General features: G+C 67.7%; 19 protein-coding genes. 4 read left to right on the plus strand and 15 right to left on the minus strand.

Features of this window, described 5'->3' with window-relative positions; all coding sequences use genetic code 11:
• Nucleotides 1–1,995, plus strand: a complete 1,995-nt coding sequence (locus ACSYAO_RS00375) for a M56 family metallopeptidase (RefSeq protein WP_049461561.1) — start codon at nucleotides 1–3, stop codon at nucleotides 1,993–1,995.
• 67 nt (nucleotides 1,996–2,062) lie between these two features.
• Here the strand turns inward: ACSYAO_RS00375 and ACSYAO_RS00380 are convergent, their stop codons facing one another.
• The 3 genes from ACSYAO_RS00380 to ACSYAO_RS00390 form a co-directional block, all read right to left on the minus strand.
• Nucleotides 2,063–2,377, minus strand: a complete 315-nt coding sequence (locus tag ACSYAO_RS00380; protein ID WP_049461562.1) for an I78 family peptidase inhibitor — start codon at nucleotides 2,375–2,377, stop codon at nucleotides 2,063–2,065.
• A 66-nt stretch (nucleotides 2,378–2,443) separates the two neighbouring features.
• Nucleotides 2,444–3,469: a ribonuclease H-like domain-containing protein gene (locus tag ACSYAO_RS00385; protein ID WP_049461563.1), complete on the minus strand. Its 1,026-nt coding sequence runs from the start codon at nucleotides 3,467–3,469 to the stop codon at nucleotides 2,444–2,446.
• Nucleotides 3,466–5,955: a DEAD/DEAH box helicase gene (locus ACSYAO_RS00390; RefSeq protein ID WP_049461564.1), complete on the minus strand. Its 2,490-nt coding sequence runs from the start codon at nucleotides 5,953–5,955 to the stop codon at nucleotides 3,466–3,468. The genes ACSYAO_RS00385 and ACSYAO_RS00390 overlap by 4 nt, the downstream gene beginning before the upstream one ends.
• 212 nt (nucleotides 5,956–6,167) lie before the next feature.
• Here ACSYAO_RS00390 and ACSYAO_RS00395 point away from each other — a divergent pair, with 212 nt between their 5' ends.
• Nucleotides 6,168–6,686 carry a hypothetical protein gene (locus ACSYAO_RS00395; protein ID WP_049461565.1) on the plus strand — a complete coding sequence of 173 codons (519 nt, stop codon included), beginning with the start codon at nucleotides 6,168–6,170 and terminating at the stop codon, nucleotides 6,684–6,686.
• A 39-nt stretch (nucleotides 6,687–6,725) separates the two neighbouring features.
• A complete protein-coding gene (locus ACSYAO_RS00400) occupies nucleotides 6,726–7,400 on the plus strand; it encodes a hypothetical protein (RefSeq protein WP_049461566.1) in 675 nt (224 codons plus the stop codon).
• Nucleotides 7,401–7,499: 99 nt separating this feature from the next.
• On the opposite strand, the gene ACSYAO_RS00405 is transcribed toward ACSYAO_RS00400, so the two are convergent.
• From ACSYAO_RS00405 to ACSYAO_RS00445, 9 genes are read right to left on the minus strand one after another with little or no spacing between them, the layout of a single operon-like run.
• Nucleotides 7,500–9,308 (minus strand): hypothetical protein, encoded by a 1,809-nt coding sequence (locus tag ACSYAO_RS00405; protein ID WP_049461567.1) that lies wholly within the window; start codon nucleotides 9,306–9,308, stop codon nucleotides 7,500–7,502.
• Entirely contained in the window at nucleotides 9,305–11,473 is a 2,169-nt protein-coding gene (locus ACSYAO_RS00410; RefSeq protein ID WP_049461568.1) for a hypothetical protein, read from the minus strand. The genes ACSYAO_RS00405 and ACSYAO_RS00410 overlap by 4 nt, the downstream gene beginning before the upstream one ends.
• Entirely contained in the window at nucleotides 11,470–12,591 is a 1,122-nt protein-coding gene (locus tag ACSYAO_RS00415) for a BatA domain-containing protein (RefSeq protein WP_049461569.1), read from the minus strand. Before ACSYAO_RS00415 ends, ACSYAO_RS00410 begins: the two co-directional genes overlap by 4 nt.
• Nucleotides 12,588–13,484: a DUF58 domain-containing protein gene (locus tag ACSYAO_RS00420; RefSeq protein WP_049461570.1), complete on the minus strand. Its 897-nt coding sequence runs from the start codon at nucleotides 13,482–13,484 to the stop codon at nucleotides 12,588–12,590. Before ACSYAO_RS00420 ends, ACSYAO_RS00415 begins: the two co-directional genes overlap by 4 nt.
• A gap of 7 nt (nucleotides 13,485–13,491) precedes the next feature.
• A complete protein-coding gene (locus tag ACSYAO_RS00425) occupies nucleotides 13,492–14,475 on the minus strand; it encodes an AAA family ATPase (RefSeq protein ID WP_049461571.1) in 984 nt (327 codons plus the stop codon).
• 16 nt (nucleotides 14,476–14,491) lie between these two features.
• The gene (locus tag ACSYAO_RS00430) at nucleotides 14,492–15,199 is read right to left on the minus strand and encodes a DUF4159 domain-containing protein (protein ID WP_032128709.1); all 708 of its coding nucleotides are present in this window, start codon (nucleotides 15,197–15,199) and stop codon (nucleotides 14,492–14,494) included.
• The gene (locus tag ACSYAO_RS00435) at nucleotides 15,199–16,533 is read right to left on the minus strand and encodes a TldD/PmbA family protein (protein ID WP_019336350.1); all 1,335 of its coding nucleotides are present in this window, start codon (nucleotides 16,531–16,533) and stop codon (nucleotides 15,199–15,201) included. Before ACSYAO_RS00435 ends, ACSYAO_RS00430 begins: the two co-directional genes overlap by 1 nt.
• Nucleotides 16,534–16,554: 21 nt before the next feature.
• Nucleotides 16,555–18,189, minus strand: a complete 1,635-nt coding sequence (locus ACSYAO_RS00440; RefSeq protein WP_032128710.1) for a TldD/PmbA family protein — start codon at nucleotides 18,187–18,189, stop codon at nucleotides 16,555–16,557.
• A gap of 30 nt (nucleotides 18,190–18,219) precedes the next feature.
• Entirely contained in the window at nucleotides 18,220–19,851 is a 1,632-nt protein-coding gene (locus ACSYAO_RS00445; RefSeq protein ID WP_049461572.1) for a TldD/PmbA family protein, read from the minus strand.
• A gap of 688 nt (nucleotides 19,852–20,539) precedes the next feature.
• On the opposite strand from ACSYAO_RS00445, the gene ACSYAO_RS00450 reads away from it, so the two are divergent.
• Nucleotides 20,540–21,154, plus strand: coding sequence for a DUF938 domain-containing protein (locus ACSYAO_RS00450; protein ID WP_049462868.1), 615 nt, complete (start codon nucleotides 20,540–20,542; stop codon nucleotides 21,152–21,154).
• Here ACSYAO_RS00450 and ACSYAO_RS00455 read toward each other — a convergent pair whose 3' ends face one another.
• From ACSYAO_RS00455 to ACSYAO_RS00465, 3 genes are all read right to left on the minus strand, one after another.
• On the minus strand, nucleotides 21,155–22,477 hold the full coding sequence (locus ACSYAO_RS00455; RefSeq protein ID WP_049462867.1) for a type II toxin-antitoxin system HipA family toxin: 1,323 nt from the start codon (nucleotides 22,475–22,477) through the stop codon (nucleotides 21,155–21,157).
• A 3-nt stretch (nucleotides 22,478–22,480) separates the two neighbouring features.
• On the minus strand, nucleotides 22,481–22,738 hold the full coding sequence (locus ACSYAO_RS00460) for a helix-turn-helix domain-containing protein (RefSeq protein ID WP_004134030.1): 258 nt from the start codon (nucleotides 22,736–22,738) through the stop codon (nucleotides 22,481–22,483).
• Nucleotides 22,739–22,895: 157 nt separating this feature from the next.
• Nucleotides 22,896–26,582, minus strand: coding sequence for an indolepyruvate ferredoxin oxidoreductase family protein (locus tag ACSYAO_RS00465; protein ID WP_049462866.1), 3,687 nt, complete (start codon nucleotides 26,580–26,582; stop codon nucleotides 22,896–22,898).
• Nucleotides 26,583–26,610 lie beyond the last annotated feature (28 nt).

Consider the following 26,610-nt stretch of genomic DNA (forward strand, 5'->3'; position numbering starts at 1 on the left):
ATGGACACCACGATGCTGATCCCGTTGTTGGAACGGCTGGGCTGGACCAGCCTGCAGACCGTGCTGCTGGTGGCCCTGGTGTACGGCGTGTGCCGCGCACTGCCGTCGCTGTCGGCGGCCACCCGCTGCCGCCTGTGGTGGCTGGTATCGCTGCAGGCCGTGCTCGGCCTGTTCTGGAGCCAGCCGTTGCAGCTGGCCTGGCTGCCGGCACCGCAGGCGGTGGCGATGACCGCCACTGACGTTGCCGCAGATCTGGTCTACCCGCTGGCGCCGGAAGCCTCGGCGCAGCTGCTGGCGGCGATGCCGGTGCCTGCAGCGGACGTGCCGGCAGTTGCGTGGTGGGCCGTTGCACTGGCTGCGCTGTGGGCATCCGGTGTGCTGCTGATGGCCCTGCGCACCTTTGGTGAATGGCGCCGCTGCCGCGCGCTGCTGGCCGCCGCCTATCCCTGCGAGGACGAAGCGCTGGTGCAGGCCCTGCAACTGGCCTCCGATGCGCACGGCGTGCGTCCTGCGCCGCGGTTGTGGATGAGCACGCAGGTGGACGCACCGCAGCTGGTCGGGCCGTTCCGCCCGGTGCTGCTGCTGCCGGCCGGCGACAACGCCCTGCAGGGTGATGCGCTGGACCTGGCACTGACGCATGAACTGCAACACCTGCAGCGGCGTGACCTGCAGTGGGGCCTGCTGCCCGCACTGGCCCAGCACCTGTTCTTCTTCCACCCGCTGCTGCGCCTGTCGGTGCGCGAATACGCACAGGCCCGCGAAGAAGCGGTGGATGCGGCCGTGGTTGGCCAGCATGGCGCGAGCCGTCAGGCCTACGGTCGCCTGCTGTTGCAGCTTGGCGTGGCACCGCAGCCACACCTGGGCGTGGCCAGCGCCGCGCCGAACACCACCAGCCTCAAGCGTCGCCTGCTCTCGCTGCAGCCGCGCCGGGCCTGCCCGCGCATTCTGGCGATGGCACTGACCGCCGTCGTGGTGCTGGTGGGCGTGGCACCGATGCGGCTGGTCGCTGCGCCAGTGCCACCGGCACCGCCCGCGCCGCCGGCCGCACCGAAGGCCGTGGTGCCGCCGCCGCCGAAGGCTCCGAACGCGCCGCCCGCAGCGCCTTCGGCCGCGCGCGTTCCGGCCGTGCCGGTGGCGCCCGCGCCGCCTGCCGAGCCGGCCGATGTCGAGGCGCTGTCAGGCCCGGACGATGCCGATGTGGCGGTCGACGTGGATGTCGATGTGGATACCGACATGCACAGTGAGCATTCGACTTCCCACACCACCTCCATCACCACCTACGGGCGCCTGGATCTCGGCAAGTCGCCGTTGCAGGCCTACGTGCTGGTCGATGGTGATTCGACCTTCGCCAATGGCGGCATCGACGATGTAACGGTGGCCCGCAGGCAGCTCGGCAAGGGGCCGGCGCTGTGGTTCCGCCAGGGCGACAAGCGCTATGTGGTGCGCGACCCGATGCTGATCCAGACCCTGCAGCGCGCCTACAGCGGCGCCGTAGACCTCGGTCGCCAGCAGAGCGAACTGGGCCGCCAGCAGAGTGCGCTGGGTCGCGAGCAGGGCGAACTCGGCAGGCAGATGGGTGAGATGGGCCGCCTGCAGGGCGAGGAGTCACGCCGCCTTGCGCTGGCCGCCGCTGAGGTAGCGCGCAGCGCGATGGCCGCCCACGACATCAACCGTGAGGCCGCGGCAGAAGCAGCGAAGGCGGCGCGTGGTGCGACCAGCGATATGGCCGTTGCACGTGAGGCTGCACGCGAGGCCGCCGCTGAGGCACGTCGTGCAATGCAGGAAGCCCGCAGCGAGGCCGCGCAATCCGGCCGCACCCGTGACATGCAGCGCCTGGCCAGCCAGCAGTCTGAACTGGCCAGCCGACAGGCGGCACTGGGCAGCCAACAGGCCGCGTTGGGAGAGCGTCAGGCACGCGTGCATGCGCAGGCATCGCAGCAGGCACAGCAGGTGATCGCGCGCGCACTGGCCAGCGGCAAGGCCGAGCGCCTCTGAGCGGTAGTGCCGGCCGCTGGCCGGCAATGTGGGGTGCCGGCCAGCGGCCGGCACTACCCTGAGGCGATCATCCGCAGCTGGCGCGCTCGATGCGGTTCTGCGCATCCACCTGCACGGTCACGCGGTCCTGGCGGAAGTCCATGGTCACCGCCATGCCGGGTTTGACTACCCGTGCACCGCGCGCGCCGCTGTCAGCCACCAGTTTCTTGATCGTGGCTTCGTCGGCGGTCTTGCCGGTGAAGGCCTCCAGCGCCTCCGGCCTGCATTCGTGCGCAGCATCGGCCACGGGTGCCGGCGCGGGATCGTGGGTGGTGCTGCTGCCGGCGTGACTGCAGGCGGCCAAGGGCAGGATGGCGAGCAGGACCAGAGGGTTGAGGCGCATCGTCGGGCTCCAGGCGTGGATGGTGGCGGCAGTGTCACCGCTGCCACCGTCAGGCTGCGTCAACGCCTACTGCCCGACCAGCGCCAGGGTTTCGCGCTCACGTTGTTCTTCCCGTACCAGCCGCTGCAGCAGCAGGGCCAGGGTCACCACGTCCTGGTGGTTGTGGTCGGCCACCCGGCGCAGGTTCACCGCGTCGCCGCCGCGCAGGAAGCGCAGCCATGCGCCCGGCGCTTCAGAACCGGGCAGGTCGTCCTCGCGCACCACGCGCAGCAGCTGGCGTTCGATGGTGGACAGCTTGCAGTTCTCCCACGTGCCGCGATAGCGGCGGCGGGTCGGATAGAGCAGGTCGACGTGATCCAACGCGCTGATCGGGCAGCGCTGGCGGGCCAGCCGGTAGCGCGCCTTCAGCAGCGGCGCATCGTAGCTGCGGCCGTTGTAGCTGCAGAACACGGTGGACGGCTGCAGCCAGCGGGCGAAGGTGGCCAGCATCGCGTCCTCGGCGGCCATCGTCGCCATCAGCAGCTGGCGGATGCGCAGGCCTTCGCCGCGTTGCGGGCACACATGCCAGTCGGCGGCCCCGATCATGAAGGCGCGGGTGCCGGTGCCGCCGGCCAGGCCGGTGGTTTCGGTATCGAAGAACAGCAGGTCGAGCGGGGATACGTGTTCGCCTTCGCGGCGGGCGAAATCCAGCGACAGCGGCTGCGACGGAATCGGCTGTGGCTGCAGCGACTGGATCAGGAACAGGCCCGGTGCGATTTCCTCGCCGGGCAGCTGGCGATCCTGCGCGCTGGCGCGTGCCGGCGCGGCTCCACCCCGCGAACGCAGGCCGAGCAGGCGATGCAGGCTGCCCACTTCCGGCCGACGCAGCGGTGCGGGTGCCGTCACGGGCGCGGCAGCGCCGGTCGGCTTGTGGCGGATCTCCTGCTCGACCCAGGCGAACACCGAACGCTCGGCCGGTGGTTGCCGCGCATCGTTGGCGGCAACCGGTGCCGCAGGTGCTGCGGGCGGCGGCTCGGGCGCAGCCGGCGTGACTGCCTTCGGGTCACCGGCCTGCTTCCGCAGCAGGCGCAGCTTGTCCAGGCTCAGGCTCACGGTGCCAGCAGCTCCATCGGATCGCGCGTGGTCACCACCACGTCGGGGACGTGCTGGCAGGCCTCGGCATCGAACAGGTCCAGCACACGCAGCGCCAGCGCGCGCGGCGAGGTGTCATCCTCTTCCTGCGCGGCCAGCACCGGGCCCACGCAGGCCGGGCAGCCGGCCTTGCAGTCGCAGCGCTGCACCAGTTCGCGCGCGCGCTGCACCAGCTCGGCCTGGCGCTGCCACAGCGGTTCGCTCAGGCCGACGCCGCCGGGGAAGTTGTCGTACAGATACACGGTGGGCACGAACTCCTGCAGCAGCTCCACCACACCGGGATCACCCTCGCTGCCGCGCAGCTGGCCGCGGCCGCTCTGGTCGGCAATCGCGAACCAGGAACCATCGCCGTTGCCGACCGACTTCTGCAGGTCACGCGCATCGGCCATCACCGCTACGGTGGCGACGATGTGCAGCGCATACGCGGCGCCGAGGAAGCCATCCAGCGCATCCTGCTTGCTGGCGAACGCGCGCAGCAGCAGCGCCTGCGGCAGTTGCCACCACACCGCAGTGGTGTGCAGTTCCTGGTCGGGCAGGTTCACCGGGCCGTAGCCGATGTTCTCGTGGGTGTAGTAGCGGATCTTCTTGTAGCCGGCCACGCGGCGCACCACGTGCACTTCGCCATGATGCGAATCCCCCCGGCCGGCCACGCCGCCGTCGAAGCGGTCCAGCACCTTGAGCTTGGTGAAGTCGATGCTGTCGGTGTAGTAATCCACATGCGTGCGTGTGACATAGGCCTTGCGGCCGTCCCAGTCGAGCGTCTCCACCTGGTAGGGCGTGGACTGCACCATGTGGATGGCACCTTCATACAGGGTGAGTGCGGCAGCGGAATAGTCGACCTCGGCGATGATCTGCTGGCGGCCATCGCTGCGATCGACCACCACGAAGTTGCCATCGGCCACCGCACGCAGGCTGACCGCGTTGGCCGGGTAACTGTCGGCGATCCATTCCCAGCGTTCGCCCTCGCGGTGGATCACTTCTGTCTCTGCCAGCGCTTCCAGGAACACTTCCGGGTCGATCGGGCCGAAGCCATCGCCGACCCGGAACGGCAGCTCGAACGCCGCGCAGCGGATGTGGTCGAACAGGATCAACGGCTGGTCCGGCGCAATACGCGCGTGTTCGGGCGAGGCCTCGGCGAAGAAGTCCGGATGCCGCACCACGTACTGGTCCAGCGGCTGCGAACTGGCCACCATCACCCCCAGCGCCGGCTGCTGACGGCGGCCGGCACGGCCGAAGCGCTGCCAGGTGGCGGCCACGCTGCCGGGGTAGCCGTTGAGGATGACCACGTCCAGGCTGCCGATATCCACGCCCAGCTCCAGCGCCGAGGTGCTGACGATGCCGTCGATGTTGCCCGCGCGCATCGCACGCTCGGTCTCGCGGCGTTCGGTGGGCAGGTAGCCACCGCGGTAGGCGCGGATGCGTGGCGGCTTGCGCGGGTCGTGGTCGAAGATGTCCTTCAGGTACTTGGTCAGCACCTCGACCATCAACCGGGTCTGCGCGAACACCAGGGTCTTCAGCCCGGACTTGATCGCGATGCGCGCGATGCGGTTGCTCTGCGAGCGCGCCGAGGCACGCAGGCCCAGGTCCGGGTTGATCACCGGCGGGTTCCACAGCAGCACCTGCTTGGGCCCGCTGGGCGCGCCGGACTCGGTGATGGCGGTGACCGGTGCCTCGATCAGCGCTTCGGCATGGGCCTGCGGGTTGCCGATGGTGGCCGAGCACAGGATGAACTGCGGTTGCACGCCGTAGAACGCGCAGATGCGCTTGAGCCGGCGCAGCACGTTGGTGACGTGGCTGCCGAACACGCCACGATAGGTGTGCACTTCGTCGATGACGATGTAGCGCAGGTTCTCGAAGAACTGCGCCCACTTGGTGTGATGCGGCAGGATCGCCTGGTGCAGCATGTCCGGGTTGGACACCACGATGTCGCCGTGCAGGCGGATGGCCTGGCGCGCGTCGCCGGGAGTGTCGCCATCGAAGGTGAAGGCCTTTACGCCCAGATCGCCGGCGCGGTTGAGTTCCAGCAGCTCGGCCACCTGGTCCTGGGCCAGTGCCTTGGTCGGGAACAGGTACAGCGCCTTGGCCTTGTCCTGCATCGCCGCGCTGACCACCGGCAGGGTGTAGCACAGCGACTTGCCGCTGGCGGTGGGGGTGACGATGGCCACGTGCTCGCCGCGCTGGCTGGCGTTCCAGGCCTCGGCCTGGTGGCTGTAGAGCTGTTCGATGCCACGCGCCTTCAGGGCGGCAGCCAGGGCCGGCGGAACCGAATCGGGAATGGGCGCATAGCGGCCTTCGCGGCCGGGAATGGCAAAGCTGCCGGTGATGCGGTCCTGGTAGCGGCGCTGCAGGCGCGCGCTGAGCAGTGCGCCGTCGCGGGCGGGCAGGCCATCGCGGGTGGCGAGCTTCTGCTCGGCATCGGCGGTGCGCTTGGCGAGTTCGTAAGCCATGGAAAGTGGAGCCGGGACGGATTGCGAGGGGTCACATGGCACCACACTCACGTCTCAGGATGTGAGACACCGCACACCAAGGGCATGAACCGTTCAGTGCTCGCGTCCCGTGGCGTCGCCGCATCTCCCCTGGCTGAACAGCTGCCAGTGCAGCAACGAAATCTGAAGCCGGCATCCGTATCCTTGGGTGCTGGACGCAACCAACAGGGTGGATGGCTGTGGCACGACGTGGAACGCAGGGAGCCGTCCTGGCCAGCATGCTGCTGGCCGGTATCGCGCAGGCGCAGCAGGCCACGCCGGTAGCGGTGCCCAACCCAGCGCCCGAACCTCCTGCAGATGCGCCGGCGGCAACCACCGCGCCGATCTCCACCACCCTGCCGCAGGACAACGTCACCACCCTTGGCGAAGTGCGTGCGCTCAAGCCCGAAGACGAGCCGCTGGATCTGTACCGTTTCAAGAACCCGGTGAAGTTCGGCGACAACCGCTTCAGTCGCGACTGGAGCGAACCGCCGTCGCCGGAGCAGGTCAGCATGGGCGGTGGCTACATCATGATGGGCGTGGTCAAGGGTGTGATGGCGGCGGCCAAGGGGATCAACAAACTCACCGGCGGACCGGCGCAGATCCAGGCCGCCGTGGCGCGGCCACCGCCGGAGCTCAGTGCCGAACAGCAGCAGCGTGCGCTGCGGTTCTCCCAGGAGCAGGATGCCGGCGATGCACCGCCGGTGAAGTAGGCCGGTATATCCTGCCGGCTCCCCACCGCTAGTGCTGCCATGTTCCTGCGTTCGATCTGCCTGCTGGCCGCATTGCTGCCGGCGTCCGCCTTCGCCGATGGCATCGCCGATGATGGCGCCTGCCGCAATGGCGCGTTTCCCTCTGAACAGAGCCGGTTCGCTCTGGCGCGGGTGGTCGATGCGCCCCGTCTGTACCTGCTTGGCGACATGGACGGCTGCCCGGCGAAGGGCGAACCGGCCTGCCGACAGCGCAGCTATGTGGTCAATGGCGATACCGTGGTGACCGGGCGTGATCTTGGCCGCTACCGCTGCGCGTTCTTCCCGAACAAGGTGGGTGGCAGTGCTGGCTGGGTGGACCGCAGCAAGCTGCAGGCGTTGCCGGTGGTCGTGCAGTCGCTGCAGGATTGGGCGGGCCACTGGAAGGACGGCGACAACGGCCTGCGCATCACCGTGCAGGGCGGGCAGTTGCATGTGGAGGGTGACGCCTACTGGCCCTCCGCCAACCCCACGCCGGAGCAGCGTCCCTACGGGCCGAACATGGGCCAGGTGGAAGCGCGCGCGGCGCCGCGTGGTGCCGATGTCGAGTTTGCAGAGGACACCTGCAAGGTGCGCGTGCATTCGCTGGGGGAGGTGCTGATCGTGGCCGACAACAGCGAATGCGGTGGCATGAACGTGCGCTTCAACGGCGTGTACCGGCGCGCGGGCACGCGTTGACCTCGCGGAAAGGCGCCAACCAAGGTTGGCATCTACCAGGGCAACCGGCCAGTAGATCCACGCCATGCGTGGATGCTGTCCGCGATCCAATCGATGGGCTCAGCGTCGCCGTTCCAGCCACCACAGCAGCGATGCGCACAACACGAACGCCAGCCACCACGGCCAGCGTGGGCCTGCCACGGGTTGCATCACTGACGCGTCTGCCGGCGTGCTGGCAGCCAGTGCACGCGTGGTCGCATCGATCATCGCCTGCCGATGCAGCGTCGGTGCATCCTTCGGATCGAACACATAGCGCCAGACAACGATGTCGCCGTGCTGCAGGCGCTGCCAGCCCGGTTCGCGGGGCCACCAGCCAGCGCAGCGCAGCGCCGACGTCGCGCCATCGACGATCAGGGGTACATCGTCGCCACGCCTGTTGAAGACCTGCAGCGGCGCCTGCACACCGCACAGCGTCTGTCGTTCGCCTGCCCAGCCGATCGGTTGCGGTGACCACAGCGCATCAGCGCTGCCCTGTGCACGTGCCAGCGTGGCCACCACGCCGCTCCACAGTTCGCCGTGGCGGTCGTCGCGCCCGGCCAGTACCCAGCGCCAGCTGTCGGTCAGCGGCAGCAGGCCGATGCGGCCCTTGCCGGCAGCGCGCCAGCCACCGACAGCCTTGCCCGTGCCATCCTGCAGCAGGGCGGTGCTGCCCGGTGCCTGCAGCGCGAGTGCTTCCAGCGCAGGCAGGGGAGCATTGTGCGAGCTGCGGTCAGCCTCTTCGCCGTAGCCGGTCGGCAGCGTACCCGCGGCGAGCGGGCCACGCCGTGCAGCGAGGACCGCGCTGTCGCCGTCGCCGGGAAGTTCGAGGGTGCGGCTGCTTCCATCGCCCTGCACCGGCAGGCCCAGATCGCGGAGGCGCTGGCGCGCGCTGGCCGAAGGTGCGCCCGCACTGCGTACCAGCACGCCCAGTCCCTCGCGCAACGCCTGCCGCACGGCAGCCAGCTGGCCGGCACTCAATGCGGCCAGGCTGCGCTCGTCCAGCAACAGCAGATCGCTGCGCGCGAGTGACGCCGCATCCAGCGCGACCGCGCCATCTCCCACGCTGACACCCGCCCCGGTATCGGCCTGCGCCTGCACGCGGATGCCGGCATCGGCCGCCCAACGCCGCAGGTACTTCAGCTCTGGACCCGGCGCACTGGCGCGCACCAGCAGGCGCAGCGGTGCGGCCGGCAGGGTCTGCTGCGGTACCGGTACGCTGTCCACCACATGGCCGTCGGCATCGAGCAGGCGCAGCTGGAACACGCTGCGGCCCTCGGCGCGGGCGATGCCGCTGAGCTTCACGCGCCCGTCCTCGGCAACGTCCGTGCGATCAACCACGCTGTCGGCGGGGTCAAGCAGCTCTGCTTTCGCTTTGGCCGCGCCACGCGCCTGTGCCTGTACGTCAAAACGAGCACCGGGAGCGACATCGGCCGGTGGTTGCAGTGCGATCCAGCCGCGCGGCTCCGGTGCGGCCTGCCAACGTACATCCGGTGGCAGCAGCGCATCACGGTCACGTGCGGCCAGGCCCGCACCGACCAGTGTCAGTGTGGACGCCGGATGCTGGCGCAGCGCGGTGGCCATGTCGGGAACGCGCTGTGCGCCGGGAACATCGGCAGCTTCGGGCAAAAGCAACAGCGGGCCTTCGCTGGCCGGGAGCGCGCCGGCCTTGCCGGCATCGGTTCCCAGCACGACCAGCCCGCCTGCGGGTTGCTGGCGGGTGGGCGGCACCAGGCAGAAATACAGCAGCGCGGCGACGATGATCTGCAGTGCGATCACGATCCACCGGCGGCCAGGGTGCGCGGTGTTTCCACGCAGCTGGCGCACGCTGGCGATGACCACGATCAGGACGAGTGCCAGCGCAATCCACAGGTTCACAGCGGAGGCGTTCATGGCTGCGCCTCCAGCGCGTCGAGGTAGCGCTGGCCCATCGCATCGGCGGCACTGCGCCGCATCGCCTGCGGCAGCGGACGCTGCAGCGCCCGCCACAACTGTGCGCGCAGGCGCTGGCGACAGTCGCTGCAGTCGGGCTCGATGCGCAGCTGCTCGATGGCCGCAGCCAGATCGAGTGCATCGGGCAGGTAGGCCGCGTTGCGCTGCTGCCAGGTCGCGAGCGCGTCCAGATCCGGCGCGCCGGTGTCGTCGCCGAGACGCTGCCAGGCTTCGACGATGGCCGGATCGGGCGGGGTGCGGGCGGCCAGCGGCAGTTCACGACTGGCCAGCCCGGCACGGTCACCGCCGAGGCGGCGGCCTTCATCGATCGGTGGCAGCTCCGGTCCGACACGGGCCAGATAGATGCGCTCGGCCTGCTGCACCTGCTTGATGAAGCCCAATGCCTTGTAGGCAAACGGAAGCGCCTGCTCCGGGCGGCCTTGGCGCAGCTCGCCTTCGGCCGACCACATCTGGTCAAGCGCCGCCTTCAGCGTGGCACGGGTCTGCGGATCGAGCAGAGTGGCCGCCTCGGCGTGGTCATGGGTGTGTCCGTATTCCGAGAGCACGTCGGTGGCGCTGCCGAACACCGGTGGCGTATCGGCATTGGACGCCTTGCCGCCGTGATCGTGGCCATGCTCATCGTGCGCTCCGGCCTCGGCGCCATGGTCGTGATCGTCGTCGTGATCGTGGTCGTCTGCGGCGGGCGTATCGCTGGTGGGCAGGTCGCTGGTCGGCGGTGGCTTCGGCGCACCTTCGCTTTCCTCACCCAGGAACTGGCCGTAGCGCAGGCGCAGGATGCGCTGGTCGACGCCGATCGCATCGCTGCGCTTCACGAAGTCCTCGGCGGCGAGAGTGCGGCGCTGCCGGATCAGCGCTTCGGCATCAATGATGATCTGCCTCTGGCTGCGGAAGTAGGCCGGCAGGGTCTTCTTGATGCGGCCTTCCAGCTCTGCACCGAGTGCGACTTCGGCGCTGGGCAGGCGCAGGATCACGCTGCTGCTGCGTCCGGTCTGCGGCGTGGGCGCATGGTTGTCGCGCACTTCCAGCTGGGCGATGACATCGTTGCCGGGCTGTGCGCCCAGCGCAGCAAGATCAAGGGTATGGGCGAAACGCCGCGCGGTGGCTTCGCCGCTGCCGGCAAGCGTGACGCTGCGCTTCACGAAGGTGATGTTCTCACCGCTGCCCTGGGTGGTGGTGATCGACAGCGTTGCCTGCGCCGCGACACCGTAATCGTCGCTGGCCTCGAAGCGCAGCGCCCATTGCCGTTGCCCGGGCGTGCCCAGCACCAGGCTGGCGGCCGGCTCCAGCACGCGCACGCTGGGCGCGCGGTCGGCCACAACATCCAGCCGGTACAGGCGGGTTTCGGCCAGCGCCGGTTCGCTCACCACGCGGTACAGCACCGGCGTGCGCGCCACATCCTGTGCCTGCCACTGCCCATCGCGCTCGCTCAGCGGCAGCCGTCGACCATCGTGGAACTGCAGCCATGCCTTGGCCGGTGCGTGGTCGAAGCGCAACGACCACGACAGCCGGCTGTCGGCGGCGACCTTTGCATCCAGCGTGCTCTGCGTCAGCGTGGCTTGCCCGGTGTAAGCCGGTGCGTCGATGCGCAGGCGACTGGACTGCAGTTGCAGCGGGCCTGCAGACGCCGTGCTGCCGGTCGTGGCGGAATGAACGGCTGCCGGGTCTGGGTTCGAACGCGGCCAGCCGAACGCGAGCAGGGCAACGGCCAAGCCACCGATCCAGCACAGCATCACCGCCAGGTGCGGCCAACGCGGACGCAGCTCCGGCATCGCGCGTTCAAGCGTGGCCAGCACATGCACACGCTGGCGCTGCTGCAGCGGATTGAGCGTGGTGGCGTCGGCGAACAGCAGATCGGCGCTGTCTTCGCTCGTACCGCTGCCATCGAGTTGGCGCTGCAGCCACTGGCGGTCCAGCTGGCGGGCACTTGCAGTGGCGAAGGCCGCGCAGGCGAGCAGGCTGACCGTGGCGACCACGCAGGCGATATCGAAACCGGACAGCCGCAGTGCGAGCGCCGTCGCAGCCAGCGCCCACGGCAGGCCCAGCAGCAGGGTGATGGCGGCGCGGCGACGACGCGCACGTTGCCAGGCATGCTGCAGCGTCTTCATGCGATCGCCCTGCGCCGCGCGCTGCTGGCCATCCAGCGTTCCAGTGCGAACAACAGCACGATTGCCAGCAGAAGCCACGCCGTGGGCTCACGCACCGGCGACGCTGCGGCGGGCAGTGCAATCTGGCGCGGCGCCTGGTCCTGTGCATCGCCCACGCGTGGCGACGGCGGCGGCTGCAGGGCCAGCAGCAGGGAACGCGGCAGCTGTGGATCGCGCAGCGCGGTGTTGCTGGCGGCATCCCAATCACCCGGTAGTAACAGCAGGCGGCCAAGGCCGACACGTTGCTGCCACAACAGCGGCACGCCTTCGGCGCTGCGCAGCAGGACCTGGGCTTCCGTGGCGGGCTTGGCGGCGATCAGCACACTGCCGCCGTCGCGCAGCCAGGCCTGCCAGTTCGCCGGCAGTGCGTCGTTGCGGCTCCATACGCCGACCTCGCCGCGTTCGGGCAGGGCATCCGCCACCAGAGGAGCGAGCGGCGCCTGCACGCCCCATGCGCGCTGCAGTGCATTCAACCAGTGCTGGGCAGCGGCCGAAGCATCGCTGTGCACGCGCAGGCGCGGCGACGTTGCGGCACGCGGTTGCGCAGTGACCGGCATCGGCTGCGTGTGCCATTGCACCTCACGCGACAGCTGCAGGCGGGCGCCATCCAGGCCGGGCAGGGGATCGGGAACGTGCACGGTCAATGCGGTGCCAACGGGCAGCTGCGTGTCCAGTTCGCGCAGCAGGCTGGGCAGGGATGCGCTGGCTGCGGCGGGCGCCTGATCAATGGCCGGGAAGCCGGGTGCCAGCCAATGCCAGTTGCCATCCTTGGCCGTGCCACGCAGCGCCGTGGCATCCAGTCCTGGGGCCACCACCGTCCACGCACTGGGGGTCGGAGCGGGACCGGTCAACGCAGGCCGTGCCAGCAACAAGGCCAGCGCGGCCAGCAACAGCAGGCGCACCAGCAGCAACGGCCAGTCATCGAAGCGGATGCGCTGGCGCGGCCGGATCTGCGCGCGCAGCCAGCGCAGCGCGGCAAAATCCAGCGGCGTATACGGATGGCGGCGGGCGAGGTGGATCAGCAGCGGCAGCAGCCATGCAGCGAGCGCGGCCAGACCCAATGGGAACAGCAGGGTCATGCACCGCCCCCACGGCCAAACAGCGCCTGCAGTGGTTGGTCCAGGGGCTGGTCGAGCCAGCCGGTGGCGCTGGCGATGCCGCTGGCCTGCAGGCGCGACTGCAATGCGTTTCGTGCGTCAGCGAAGTGCTGCAGGTAGTCGTTGCGGATCGCCGCGCCATCGCCCAGCAGTTCCTCGCCGGTCTCCGGGTCGCGGAAGCGGTGGCCGGCGTCGAATGGGAAGTCGCGCTCGTCGGCAGTCAGGATCTGCAGCAGGGCCACTTCGCGGCGCGCGCTGGCCAGTTGTTCCAGCAGTACGATGCCGGCCTCGTCGAAGCCATCACCGATCGCCAGCAGCAGGTCGCCCGGGCGTACGCGCTCCCACAGGGGACGCAGGCGATCGGCCGCAGGCCAGCCACCGCGTGCCTGCAGGGCATGCAGTTGCAGATGCACGCGATCACGCTGGCGTGCGCCGCTCGCTGCGGGCACCAGCTGCAGTCCATCGCCATTGATCGCCAGCAGGCCGAAACGGTCGCCCTGCTGCAGGGCCAGCTCCACCACGCACGCGGCCACGCCGCGCATATGATCCAGGCGCGTGCGCTGCGGTACCGCGCGATCGGCCTGGCCGGCGGAGGCGGTGGCATCGAGCAGCAGCCAGACCGTGATCGGGCTTTCGCGTTCGGATTCGCGCACGAAGAAGCGGTCCGAGCGTGCATACAGCTTCCAGTCGATCTGGCGCAGTTCGTCACCCGGCTCGTAGGCCCGGTACTGGGCGAACTCCAGGCCGGCACCACGGCTGCGGCTGGCGTGCTGGCCAATGCCGCTCGCACCGCTGGCCAGGCGCGGCCGCAACCGCAGCAGGCGCAGGCGCGCGCGCAGTTCGGGTGGCAACGTCAGCGGGGCACCTGCGTTCACGCGTGGCTCAACCCGGGAACGGCACGGCCTGCAGCAGGGCGGCGACCACGTCGTCGGCACGCTTCTGCTCGGCCTCGGCGGCGAACGACAGCAGCAGGCGATGGCGCATCACCGGTGCGGCCAGTGCCTGCACATCCTCGCGGGTGGCGGCGAAGCGGCCCTGCAGCAGTGCGCGTGCCTTCGCCGCCAGCACCAGCGACTGCCCGGCGCGTGGGCCGGCACCCCATTTCACCCATTGGTTGATTGCTGCCGGTGCGCCTTCGCCTGGGCGGCTGGCGCGAACCAGGCGGGTGATCCAGGCCAGCACATCAGGGCTGACATGCACCTGGCGTACTGCGGCCTGCAGCGCGATCACCGCTTCGGCATCCATCACCTTCGGCACCGCGTCGGTGGCACCGCCGGTGGTCTGTTCCAGGATCTGCCGCTCCTCGTCTTCGCTGGGGTAATCCACCAGCACGTGCAGCAGGAAGCGGTCCAGCTGTGCTTCCGGCAGCGGGTAGGTACCGGCCTGCTCGATCGGATTCTGCGTAGCCAGCACGAAGAATGGCGCGGGCAATGCGTAGGTGGTGCCGGCGTAGCTGACCGTGCGTTCCTGCATCGCTTCCAGCAGCGCGGCCTGGGTCTTGGGCGGGGTGCGGTTGAGTTCGTCGGCCAGCAGCAGGTGGGTGAAGATCGGGCCCTGCTGGAAACGGAAGTGGCGATGGCCGGTGCCGTGGTCTTCCTCCAGCAGCTCGGTGCCGAGGATGTCGCTGGGCATCAGGTCCGGGGTGAACTGCACGCGCCGGAACTGCAGTTCCAGCGCCTGCCCCAGCGAGCGCACCAGCAGGGTCTTGCCGAGCCCGGGCGCACCTTCCAGCAGGCAGTGTCCGCCGGCCAGCAGGCCGATCAGCAGCTGTTCGACCACGGTGTTCTGGCCCACCACCGCGCGTGCGAGCGCAGCGCGCAGATCGTGCAGGCGCGGCAGCAGGGAGTCGAGGTCAGCGGTGGTCATGGGCGTGCAGGTCCTATCAATTGTTCAACGCGTACATCACGATGTTGACGCCGAAGCGGGTGTTGTCTTCGGCCAGGAAGCGCTTGTTGCGCCAGTCGTAGTCCCACTCGCAGCCGTAGTCCTTGTTGCTGTAGAGCAGGCCCAGGCGGCCATCGACCTCGATGCCCTTCAGATAGTCGTGCACCAGGTCGTCGCCCCAGCCGTTGAGTTCGAAGCTGGTGGCGGGCGGGCCATCGGGGAAGCGGAAGAAGCTGCGGTACAGCGGGTGGCTGTTGGGCAGCTTCTGCAGTGCCTTGGGACCAAACAGGCGACCCATCTGTGCCTCGAACGAGGTGGCGAACAGGCCGTCGATATCGTGGTTGCAGTCGTCGACGAAGACGAAGCCGCCATTGCGCACATAGCGCACGAAGTTCTGCCGCTCGGCGGCGTTGAACTCCACCAGCGTGTGCCCGGCCAGGTAGCAGAACGGCGCTTCCAGCATGCGCGGGTCGGCCAGCGCCACCACGTGTTCCTGCGGGTCCACGCGCAGCGAGGTGTAGTCGATCAGCGAGGTGATCAGGTTGGACGGCATGCGCGCGTCCACGTCCCAATCGCCGGAGTCGTACTGCAGGCGGGTGAACCAGAAGTCGTAGCGCGAACTGCGCGGGCCTGACTGCGCCAAGGCCGGCAGCGCCGCCGCCGAAGCGGCAGCGGCCAACCAGCGCAGGCAGGCCCGGCGATCCATCAGACCGCGTCGGACAGCGAGGTGAAGGTGAAATCGCGCAGCTTCATCGGCGGGATCATCATCACGTAGCTGGATTCGTCACCGGCCACGCGCACCGGCTTGCCCAGCTCTTCGATGTTGTTGAGCATGATCACCGGCGATTCGTTGAAGCGGAAGTTCTTCACCGGGTGCTTGATCTGGCCGTTCTCGATGTAGAAGGTGCCGTCGCGGGTGAGGCCGGTCAGCAGCACGGTCTGCGGATCGACCATGCGGATGTACCAGGTACGGGTGACCAGGATGCCCTTCTGGGTGCCGCGCACCAGCTCGGCGGTGCTCTTGTCGCCACCGCTCATCAGCAGGTTGCCCGGCGTTGCCTTGGCGGTCTTGCCCTGCTTCTGCGCCCAGAAGCGCGAGTAGTCCAGGTTGGCGATCTTGCCGTTCTCGATGATGGCCATGCGCTCGCGTGGCATGCCTTCGCCGTCCCACGGCAGCACCGGTGCGTCCGGATGCCACGGATCGGCAATCATGGTCACGCGCGGGTCGTAGACCTGCTCGCCCAGTTTGTTGCCACCGCCTTTCTTCGACAGGAAGCTGCGGCCTTCATCGGCCGAGCGTGCGCTGAAGAAGTTCATCATGAAGCTGATCAGGCCCGCGGCCGCGGCCGGTTCCAGGATCACCGTGTACTTGCCCGGCTCCAGCGCTTTGGCTTCGGCCGATTCGGTGGCCTTGCGCATGGCGATGCGGATGTCCTGGTCGGCCTTGAAGTCGGCGGCATCCTTCAGGTTGCGGCCGACCCAGCCCGAACCGCGGCCATCTTCGGTACGCACGGTGCAGGTGTAATCGAAGTTGGTGGTGCGCTGGTAGGCGAAGTTGCCGTTGCTGTTGGCGGTGGCCTGGAAGCCCTGGCCGTCTTCGAGGAAGCCGGCGGCGATCAGGCCGTGGCCACGGCACGGGGCGATCGAATCGGCGGCGACCTTGGCGCGGAAGGCTGGATCGATCGCAGCGGTGGATTCGCTGAAGGTCGGGCTGGCGCGATAGCTCTGCTTGCCGATGGCCGGCATGAACTCCGGGTTCTCCGGCGCCAGGCGCGCCAGGTCTTCGGCGCGGCGTACCACGCGTTCCAGCGCGGCATCGTCGAACTCGTTGATCGAGGCGGTACCCACGCGCTTGCCGAAGGCGACGGTGACCGCCAGCTCGGTGTTGTCGACGATGCCGCTGGTGGAGACATTGTTCAGCGCGAAACGGATGTTGCCGCTGATCGCGCCGGCCAGCACGGCGGTGCATTCGTCGGCCTTGGACAGGGCGATGACCTTGTCGAGGATGGCCTTGGCCTGGGCTTCGGTGAAGATACTCATGGTGTAAGGGCTCCTGACCGATCAGCCGAGGCTGCGTGCGGTGTTGATGACGTTGATGCCGTTGAAGCGCGCGGTGGACGAACCGTGCGAGACCGCCGAGACCTGGCCCGGCTGGCCCTTGCCGTCGAAGAACGAACCGCCCAGGCGGTAGTCGCGCTCGTCGGCCACGGCGGTGCAGGCATTCCAGAACTCCGGCGTGCGGATCTGGTAGGCCACGTCTTCCAGCATGCGGGTGATCTGGCCGTTCTTGATCTCGTAGAACAGCTGGCCACCGAACTGCGCGTTGTAGCGCTGCTGGTCGATCGAGAACGAACCATCACCGATGATGTAGATGCCGTTCTCCACGTCCTTGATCAGGTCCGGCACGCTCAGCGGCTTCTTGCCCGGTGCCATCGACACGTTGGCCATGCGCTGGAACTGCACGCTGGACCACGAGTCGGCGTAGCAGCAGCCGTCGGACTCGGTCTTGCCGAGGATGTGGGCCTGGTCGCGGATGGTCTGGTAATCCACCAGTTTGCCGTTGCTGATCAGGTCCCAGCGCTTGCACTTCACGCCTTCATCGTCGTACGCCACCGCACCGAGGCTGCCCGGCTGGGTCTTGTCGGCGAAGATGTTGACCAGCTCGCTGCCGTACTGGAAATGCTGCTCGCGCTTGTCCAGGGTGGCGAAGCTGGTGCCGGCGTAGTTGGCTTCGTAGCCGAGCACACGGTCCAGCTCCAGCGGGTGGCCGATCGACTCATGGATGGTCAGCCAGGTGTGCGACGGGTCGAGCACCAGATCGTACTTGCCTGGCTTCACCGACGGGGCCTTCAGCTTTTCCTGTGCCTGCTTGGCGGCGGCGATGGCATCTTCCTTCATGTTGTAGGAAGAGCTGTAGTTGACCACGCCATTCGGGCTGACCACCTTGCCGGCAGCCGCGCCGTCCAGATACTCGTAGCCCAGGCCCATCGGCGAGGACAGGCCTTCGCGGGTACGGAACTTGCCGCTGGACTTGTCGATGGCGGTGATCGTCATCGGTGCCCAGATGCGGTGCACGTCCTGGTCGATATAGGAACCATCGGTGGAGGCGAAGTACTTCTGCTCGTTGACCAGGAACAGCATCGAGTTGACGAAGCTGGCACCGGCGCCCATCGCCGCAGCGTTGACGTCCAGCAGCAGGCCGACCTTGTCCTTGATCGGCACTTCCATCGCATTCTTGCGGATAGGCGTGCGCCAGCTCACCTCACCCACGCCCGGCGCCTTGGCCAGCTGTACCGGTGCGGTCTGCACGCCGGCATTGGCCTTGGCGATTGCTGCGGCCTGCTGCGCGGCCTTGGCTACATCGGCCGTACCCAGCGCATTGGTGGCGGCGAAGCCCCAGGCACCGTTGACGATCACGCGGATGCCCACGCCGGTGGACTCGGTGTTCACCACGTTCTGCACCTTGTCCTCGCGGGTGATCACGAACTGGCGCAGGTAGCGGCCGATGCGCACGTCGCAGTAGGTGGCACCGGCCTGGCGGGCAGCGGCCAGCGCCGCATCGGCCAGGCGCTTCTTCAGCCCCAGGTCCAGCGTGCTCTGCAGTTGTTCGGCGGCAATCGCCTTGCCGAAGAAGGAGGGCACGATCAGCCCGCCCGCGGTAAGCCCGGTCAGGGCCAGGAAGTCACGTCTTTGCAAGGCTGCTCTCCATGTCGAAGGATGGGTGGCTCAAGCGCCGAGACTGCGCGCGGTGTTGATGATGTTGATGCCGTTGAAGCGGGTGGTGGACGAACCGTGCGAGACCGCCGAGACCTGGCCGGGCTGGCCCTTGCCGTCGAAGAACGAACCACCCAGGCGGAAGTCACGCTCGTCGCAGATCGCAGTGCAGGCATTCCAGAATTCCGGCGTACGGATCTGGTAGGCCGCATCCTCGACCATGCCGGCGATCTTTCCGTCCTTGATCTGGTAGTACAGTTGGCCGCCGAACTGCGCGTTGTAGCGCTGCTGGTCGATCGAATACGACCCGCGGCCGTGGATGTAGATGCCGTTCTCCACGTCCTTGATCATGTCCTCGACGCTGAGTGGCTTTTTGCCAGGTGCCAGCGAGACATTGGCCATGCGCTGGAACTGCACGCTGGACCAGGAATCGGCGTAACTGCAGCCGTGCGAGGCGTTGCGGCCGAGGATGTGGGCCTCATCGCGGGTGGCCTGGTAATCGACCAGGATGCCGTCGCGCACCAGATCCCAGCGCTGGGTCTTGACGCCTTCGTCGTCGTAGCCGACCGCACCGAGGCTGCCCGGTTGGGTCTTGTCGGCGAAGAAGGTGACGATGTCGCTGCCCCAGCGGAAACCGGCATCGCGCTTGTCCAGCGTGGCGAAGCTGGTGCCGGCGTAGTTGGCTTCGTAGCCGAGCACGCGGTCCAGCTCCAGCGGGTGGCCAACGTTCTCGTGGATGGTCAGGAACAGGTTGGACGGGTCCAGCACCAGGTCGTACTTGCCCGGCTTCACCGACGGCGCCTTCAGCTTCTCGCGCGCGTGGCGGGCGGCGGCGATGGCGTCCTCGACCGGGTCGTAGGAATCGCGGTAGGCGGTGATGCCCCCGGGCAGCTGCACCTTGCCGCGCGCATCGCCATCGAGGAACTCGTAGCCCATGCCCATCGGCGAGGACAGCCCGGCACGGGTGCGGAACCTGCCGCTGGCCTTGTCGATGGCGGTGGCAGTGAACGGCAGCCAGATGCGGTGGATGTCCTGGTCGATGAACGAGCCGTCGCTGGAGGCGAAGTACTTCTGTTCATTGACCAGGAACAGGGTGGAATTGATGTAGTCGGCGCCCGCATTCAGCGCGGCGGCGTTGAGCGCCAGCAGCAGCTCGACCTTGTCCTGGATCGGCACCGCCATCGCGTTCCTGCGCACCGGGGTCTGCCAGTGCACCTCGCCCACCGACGGCGTCGGTGCCAGCTGCACCGGCCGGGTCTGGATGCCGGCGTTGGCGCGGGCGATCGCTGCGGCCTGCTCGACCGCCGCGCGCACGGCAGCCTCGGTCTGCTGGTGGGTAGCGGCAAAGCCCCAGGCGCCGTTGACGATCACCCGCACGCCGATACCGGACGATTCGCGGTTGGTCACATTGCCGACCTGGTGCTCGCGGGTGATGACCGACTGGTTGAGATAGCGGCCGATGCGCACGTCGCAGTAGCTGGCCTTGGCTGTGCGTGCGGCGGCGAGCGCAACGTCCGCCAGGCGTCTGTGCTGGGCGGTATCGACCGGGGCGAGCAGCTGCTCGGCGGCGATGGCACGGGAATGCGGCAGCAGCAGGCCCGCCAGGCCCAGACCGGAAAAAGCCAGGAACTCACGTCGTTGCACAGCGTTTCTCTCTCTCGCTTGCGTGCGGTTGGCAACGGGCCGGACCGATCACGTCAACTCCTCGACTTTCGCCAGCGCGGGGCGTGGGGACAAGTGACTGCAGTCATGGTTGGGTGGGTTTCGGCAGGGCTGCGCCCTGCACCTGCAGAGGCTACAAGCCAAGGCAACGTCAAGGTCAACGTCGAAAGCTGGCCATCCGTGGGTTGGCGGGGTGGGTCCGGTTGCGGGGGACGCCGTAAATCCGTCCATGGAGGCTCGGTCGCGCCATCCATGGCGCTCACGCCCCCGCAACCGGACCCACCCCGCCTTCGACGGTTTCCTGCGAGCTGTTGGAACCTGCTGCTGTTGGTGGGTGCCGACCGTTGGTCGGCACGCGGTCGGATCACGTCTTAAAAATTGATATCTGACAGATGTGTCGACCAACGGTCGACACCTACCAACAGCACACGAAATCTGTCAGAGGCGGGGCGGTGTGGGTGGGCAGGACCGTTGGCGCCATGGATGGCGCCATCGAGCCCCCATGGATGGGTTTACGGCGTGTCCTGACCACCCACACCGCCCCGCCATCCCACGGAATGCCCGCTTCTGACGTTGACGTTGTCCTGGCCTGAAGCAGGTGCAGGGCTGCAAGCCCTGCAGACACCCCCTCGTGCACAATGGGGCCGACCCCGCCTGGACACCGTCCCTGATGTCGAGCAAGCCGTATTCAGAAGCCTGCGAGCGCAACCGCGAACCCATCGCCACCGCACTCGACCCGTGGATGGGCGACCGCCATCGGCTGCTGGAGATCGGCAGTGGCACCGGCCAGCACGCGGCGTTCTTCGCCGAGCGCTGGCCCTGGCTGCGCTGGCAGCCCAGCGATCATCCGGACCATCTGCCCGGCATCGAGGCCTGGCGCGCGGAGGCGGCGTTGCTGAATCTGCTGCCGCCGGTGGCACTGCAGGTGGAACTCCCCCCGGCGCCGGGCCTGTCGTTGCCCGAGGGCAGCACGTTCGATGCCGCATTCAGTGCCAACACGTTGCACATCATGGGCTGGGAGCATGTGCAGGCGCTGTTCGCCGCGCTGCCGTCGGTGCTGCGGCATGGTGCGCTGCTGGCGGTGTACGGCCCGTTCAACTACGGCGGTCGCTACACCAGCGACAGCAACGCGCAGTTCGATGCCTGGCTGAAGGCGCGTGATCCACGCAGCGGCATCCGCGATGTGGAAGCGGTGCAGGCGCTGGCGGCGGACAACGGCTTCACCCGCCTGGGTGATGTGGCGATGCCGGCCAACAACCGGTTGCTGCTGTGGCGGCTGGGGTGATCAGGCGTCCGGCGACATGCTGGAAAGGCGTGCCGCCGCAGCGCGCAGCCCGTTGAAAATGGGTTCGGACACGTTTACGGGGAAATCACTTGGGAGCTGACGCGCGACCTGCTCGATGGCGGGTTCGACGGCTGCGATCAGCGCTTCGATCCACGGCTCCGCACCATCAGCGACACCACAGGCGCGTGCGGTTTCGTTCCAATGGCGTCGTCGCACAAGGTGCAGCTTCCGGTGGCGATTCTTGCCCTGGACGGACATGGCGAGCTGTGCATTCCGCGGGTCGAGCTGGTTTGGCCCCCTACCCAGGATGGGATGCACCGACAATACGTCGTAGACGGGTGTCAGGCGGAAGCGTCCACCGGCTTCGAGGTAAACACTGAAGTTCTTGGCATGTCCATCGGTTGCAGCCAACATCCAGAAAAGAATCTGCGTCTTGAAGAAGGTCGCCCGATCCTCGAAATGCTCGGATTGTCGAAGCAGATCCATGATGGTCACGATGCCTGGGCCGCCATCGGATTCATACTTCCTGGCAGCGGGCAGACCGAAGACCTGGCACATGTCTTCCTGCGGCAGCCGCAGCCACCACCGGCGATCCGCAGAAAGGCGGCGGTCGAATCGCTCCACAATAAGCGCGCGTTCGTCCTTGAAGCGTCCCATCTGCGTATTCGCAACGGGGATTCCAAAGGCGGAAAGCAGTTGCATGCACAGCCATTCGTTCTCGACGGATTGGTGCATGTCCGCCCGCATGTTGCCCACAATGCCAAGCGGCAGCTTGAAGATATGGGTGGATGGGGTACTGCCGGTGGGAATGCACCACTGGCCAGCATGCAGCAGAAGTCCCGTCTTCTCCTGCGCACCGGCGATGGATATGCGGAACGCATCATCACTGGTGGGTGCGCCAGGTAGATTCCCTGCCGTCACCTGACGCAGGATCGCAGCGACGCCTGATTCGTCCAACGCTTCGCACGTAATCTGCTGGATGTCCCCCGGTGTATGCGAAAGCGGCAGCAGTTGCACTGCGCCGACGCAATCCCGGCCAATGGCTTCGAGAAGATCGAATGTGTCGCTGCTGCGCGTGGAGAACCTGTCGCGGATCCGGTTGCGGATGACGGCGTTGTCGGGAAGAAGGTTGTCGAAGTAGTTGTTGACGACATCGCCCCGATGGCTCTCACCCTCCGGGAGCAGGGGCAGTGAGAGTGACAACGGCCGGGACTGGGCGGAGCTGATCCACGAGTCGACGTACGAAAGCCGGGAAGAGCCGCTCCGGACATCATCCCAGAGCGCGACCTCGACACCATTCATCCAGACCCGCAACGTACCCATGGCTCACCACTCCAACGTTGACGTTGTCTCCGGGGGGCTTCGCTGCTGCAATCTGACTTCCAGACCCAGCACTGCCCAGACCCGCATCAGCCGTTCGAAGCTTGCCGATGCCGGGTCGCGCTCCAATGCGCCTACTGCCTGGCGGCTTATGCCGAGCTGTGCCGCCAACTGCGCCTGGCTCAGGCCCGCCTGGCGCCTGAACGCACGCATCAGCGGTGCCAGTTGTTGAGGTGTCCTCACCGTGTGCAGCGGCCTGTCCATATCGGCAGTCCCCTAGAAAGTGACCGTACGCGAACGTGTACGCAAAGGATAGGTTGCATTACGACAAGCAACCTATCTCTTTCCTTCGCTGGAGGCAACCTATCGATTGCTATCTCAATATGCAATCAATAGGTTGCTTTCGTGCCGTCCGCGGTGCTCAAGCCACCTGCACGATGTGCAGCGCCTTTGGGTTCCGCCACTGCGCCAGCAGGGCGGCTTCGCGCGCCTTGGCCTGCTCGAAATGCGCTTCCTTGACGTGGCCGAAGCCGCGGATGTGCTCGGGCACGCTGGCGATTTCCACCGCCAGCGCCAGGCGGTCGTCATCCAGGCCGTCCAGCAGCAGCTGCACGGTGGCCTCGTAATCGCCGATCAGCTTGCGCTCCATGCGGCGTTCCTCGGTGCGGCCGAACACATCAAGCCGGCCGCCGCGAAGGAACTTCAGCTTGGCCAGCAGGCCGAAGGCCTTGAACATCCACGGGCCGTATTCCTTCTTCAGCAACCGGCCCTGCTCGTCCTTCTTGGCGAACAGCGGCGGTGCCAGGTGGAAGCGCAGCTGGTAATCGCCCTCGAACTGCTGCTGCAGGCGGCGCTGGAAGTCGCCACTGGTATACAGGCGGGCCACTTCGTACTCGTCCTTGTAGGCCATCAGCTTGAACAGGTAACGGGCTACGGTCTCGGTCAGCGCGGTGGAACCGCCGATGCGGTCGGCTTCGGCGGCGCGCACGCGCTCGACCAGGCTGCGGTAGCGGTTGGCGTAGGCAGCGTCCTGGTACTCGACCAGGAACGCGGCGCGGCGCTCGATCATTTCATCCAGCGAGCGCGACAGGCGCGCGTCGTCCAGCGGCAGGAATGCCACGTCGCCACCGTGCGAGGGCAGGCCACGCAGTTCGCGTTCGTCGCCGGTGTTGCGCGGTGCGGCGGTGGCACCCCATTCGTTGCCCTCCCACTCGCCCGGCGGCAGCGGGTGCAGCGGGCCCGGAGTGGATTCGGTATCGGTGTGGCGGTTGCGCACCAGGCCGGCGGCCTGCTGCACGGCCTGCGGGTCGACCACGGCCAGGCGGCCCCAGGCGAAGGCCTGCTGGTTCATCGCCACGGCCGCACCGTTGAGCTCGATGGCGCGCATCAGCGACTCGAACGACAGCGGCACCAGGCCCTGCTGCCACGCATAGCCGAGGATGAACAGGTTGGCGGCGATCGCATCGCCCAGCAGCGCGGTGGCCAGCTGGGTGGCATCCAGCAGCAACGGCTCCTGGCCGCCCAGCGCCACGCGCACACCGGCCACGATGTCGGCGGCGGGGAACTGCATGTCCGGGCGGGTGGTGAAGGTGCCGGGCATTGCTTCGTAGGTGTTCAGCACCACCTGCGAACGGCCGGCACGCACCTTCGATAGTGCCCAGTAATCGTTCACCACCACCATGTCGCAGCCCACCACCAGGTCGGCTTCGCCGGCGGCGATGCGCACGGCGTGGATGTCTTCAGGGCGACGGGCAATGCGGATATGCGTGGTCACCGCGCCGCCCTTCTGTGCCAGGCCGGTCTGATCGAGCACGGTCGCACCCTTGCCTTCCAGGTGGCCGGCCATGCCCAGCAGCGCGCCGATGGTCACCACGCCGGTACCGCCGACGCCGGTGATCAGGATGTTCCAGGGCTGTTCGAGGGTGCCGCGGATGGCCGGTGCCGGCAGGTTGTCCAGCAGGGTGGAAGCATCGCGCTTGCTGCCCTTGCGCGGCTGGCCACCGTGCACGGTGACGAAGCTCGGGCAGAAACCGTTCACGCAGGAATAGTCCTTGTTGCAGTTGGACTGGTCGATCTCGCGCTTGCGCCCGAACTCGGTTTCCTTCGGCAGTACCGACACGCAGAAGCTCTTCTTGCCGCAGTCGCCACAGCCTTCACAGACCAGCGAATTGATCAGCACGCGCTTCTGCGGATCTTCCAGCTTGCCGCGCTTGCGGCGGCGGCGCTTCTCGGTGGCGCAGGTCTGTTCGTAGATCAGGATCGAAACACCCTTCACCTCGCGCAGGCGCTTCTGCACCTCATCCAGCTCGCTGCGGTCGTGGAACTCGACGTCGCTGGGGAAGTGCTCGCGCTGGCCGGTCCACTTGCCGATGTTGTCCGACAGCACCACGATGGTGTGGATGCCTTCGGCGCGCATCTGCTTTGCGATGTCGGGCACGCTCAGCGGGCCGTCCACCGGCTGGCCACCGGTCATCGCCACCGCGTCGTTGTAGAGGATCTTGTAGGTGATGTTGACGCCGGCGGCGACCGCCTGGCGGATCGCCAGCGAGCCACTGTGGAAATAGGTGCCGTCGCCCAGATTCTGGAATACGTGCGGGGTGTCGGTGAACGGCGCCTGCCCGGCCCAGGTCACGCCTTCGCCGCCCATGTGGGTGAAGGTGTCGGTGCTGCGGTCCATCCAGGTCACCATGTAGTGGCAACCGATGCCGGCCAGCGCCCGCGAGCCTTCCGGCACCTGGGTAGAGGTGTTGTGCGGGCAGCCCGAGCAGTAGTGCGGTACGCGCGGGAAGCTGGCGCGCGGCAACGCAAGCTCGGCTTCCTTCTCCTGCATCCACTGCAGGCGCTGCTCGATCGATTCGTTGTTGAAGAACTTCTGGATGCGGCGACCGATCACGCCGGCGATGGTGGCCGGCGTCAGCTCACCGGTGGACGGCAGGATCCATTCGCCGCTTTCATCGTACTTGCCGACGATGGACGGGCGCTGGCCCCAGCTGGCCGGCCAGTTGAAGAACTGTTCCTTCATCTGGCGCTCGATGAAGGCACGCTTCTCCTCCACCACGATGATGTCTTCCAGGCCCTGCGCGAAGCGCGCGATGCCCTGCGGTTCCAGCGGCCAGGTCATGCCGACCTTGTACACGCGGATGCCGATGTCGGCGCACGCGGCTTCGTCCAGGCCCAGGTACTCCAGCGCCTGCAGCACGTCCAGGTAGCTCTTGCCGGTGGTGACGATGCCCAGCCGCGCGCGCGGCGCATCCATCACCACCTTGTCGATGCCGTTGGCGCGGGCAAAGGCCTGTGCGGCCTTCACCGCATAGCGGTGCAGGCGCATTTCCTGGTCCAGCGGCGGGTCTGGCCAGCGGATGTTGAGGCCACCCGACGGCATCTCGAAGTCTTCCGGCAGCACGATGCGGCGCGCCATCGGATCGACCTGCACCGACGCCGACGATTCCACCGTCTCGGCGATCGTCTTGAAGCCGACCCAGCGGCCGGTATAGCGGCTCATCGCCCAGCCCAGCAGGCCCATGTCGAGGATGTCCTGCACGCCGGCCGGGTTCAGCACCGGCATCATCGCGCTGACGAACTCGTCCTCGCTGCCGTGCGGCAGCGTCGAACTGCGGCAGGCATGGTCATCGGCGGCCAGTGCCAGCACGCCACCGTAGCGCGAGGTGCCGGCGGCATTGGCGTGCTTGAACACGTCGCCGCAGCGGTCCACGCCCGGGCCCTTGCCGTACCACATGCCGAACACGCCCTGCACGTTGGCGCCGGGGAACAGGTTGGTCTGCTGCGTGCCCCACACCATGGTGGCGCCCAGGTCCTCGTTCAGGCCCGGGGTGAACTTCACCTTGGCTGCTTCAAGGTGCTTGCGCGCGCGCCATAGCTCCAGGTCGAAGCCACCCAGCGGGCTGCCACGGTAGCCGCTGACAAAGCCGGCGCTGTCGATGCCTTCGGCGGCGTCGCGCAGCCGCTGCATCAGCGGCAGCCGCACCAGCGCCTGCACGCCACTCAGATAGATCCGCCCCTCGCTGCGGGTGTACTTGTGGTCGAGCGTGTAATCACGGTCGAGCAGGTCGGCGGACGAGGGCGAAGTGAGTTGCGCGGTACTGGTCATGGCTGGCCCGGTAGGATCGGCTGGCACC

Source organism: Stenotrophomonas sp. STK16_22 (assembly GCF_051984505.1).
GTDB lineage: Bacteria > Pseudomonadota > Gammaproteobacteria > Xanthomonadales > Xanthomonadaceae > Stenotrophomonas > Stenotrophomonas maltophilia_A.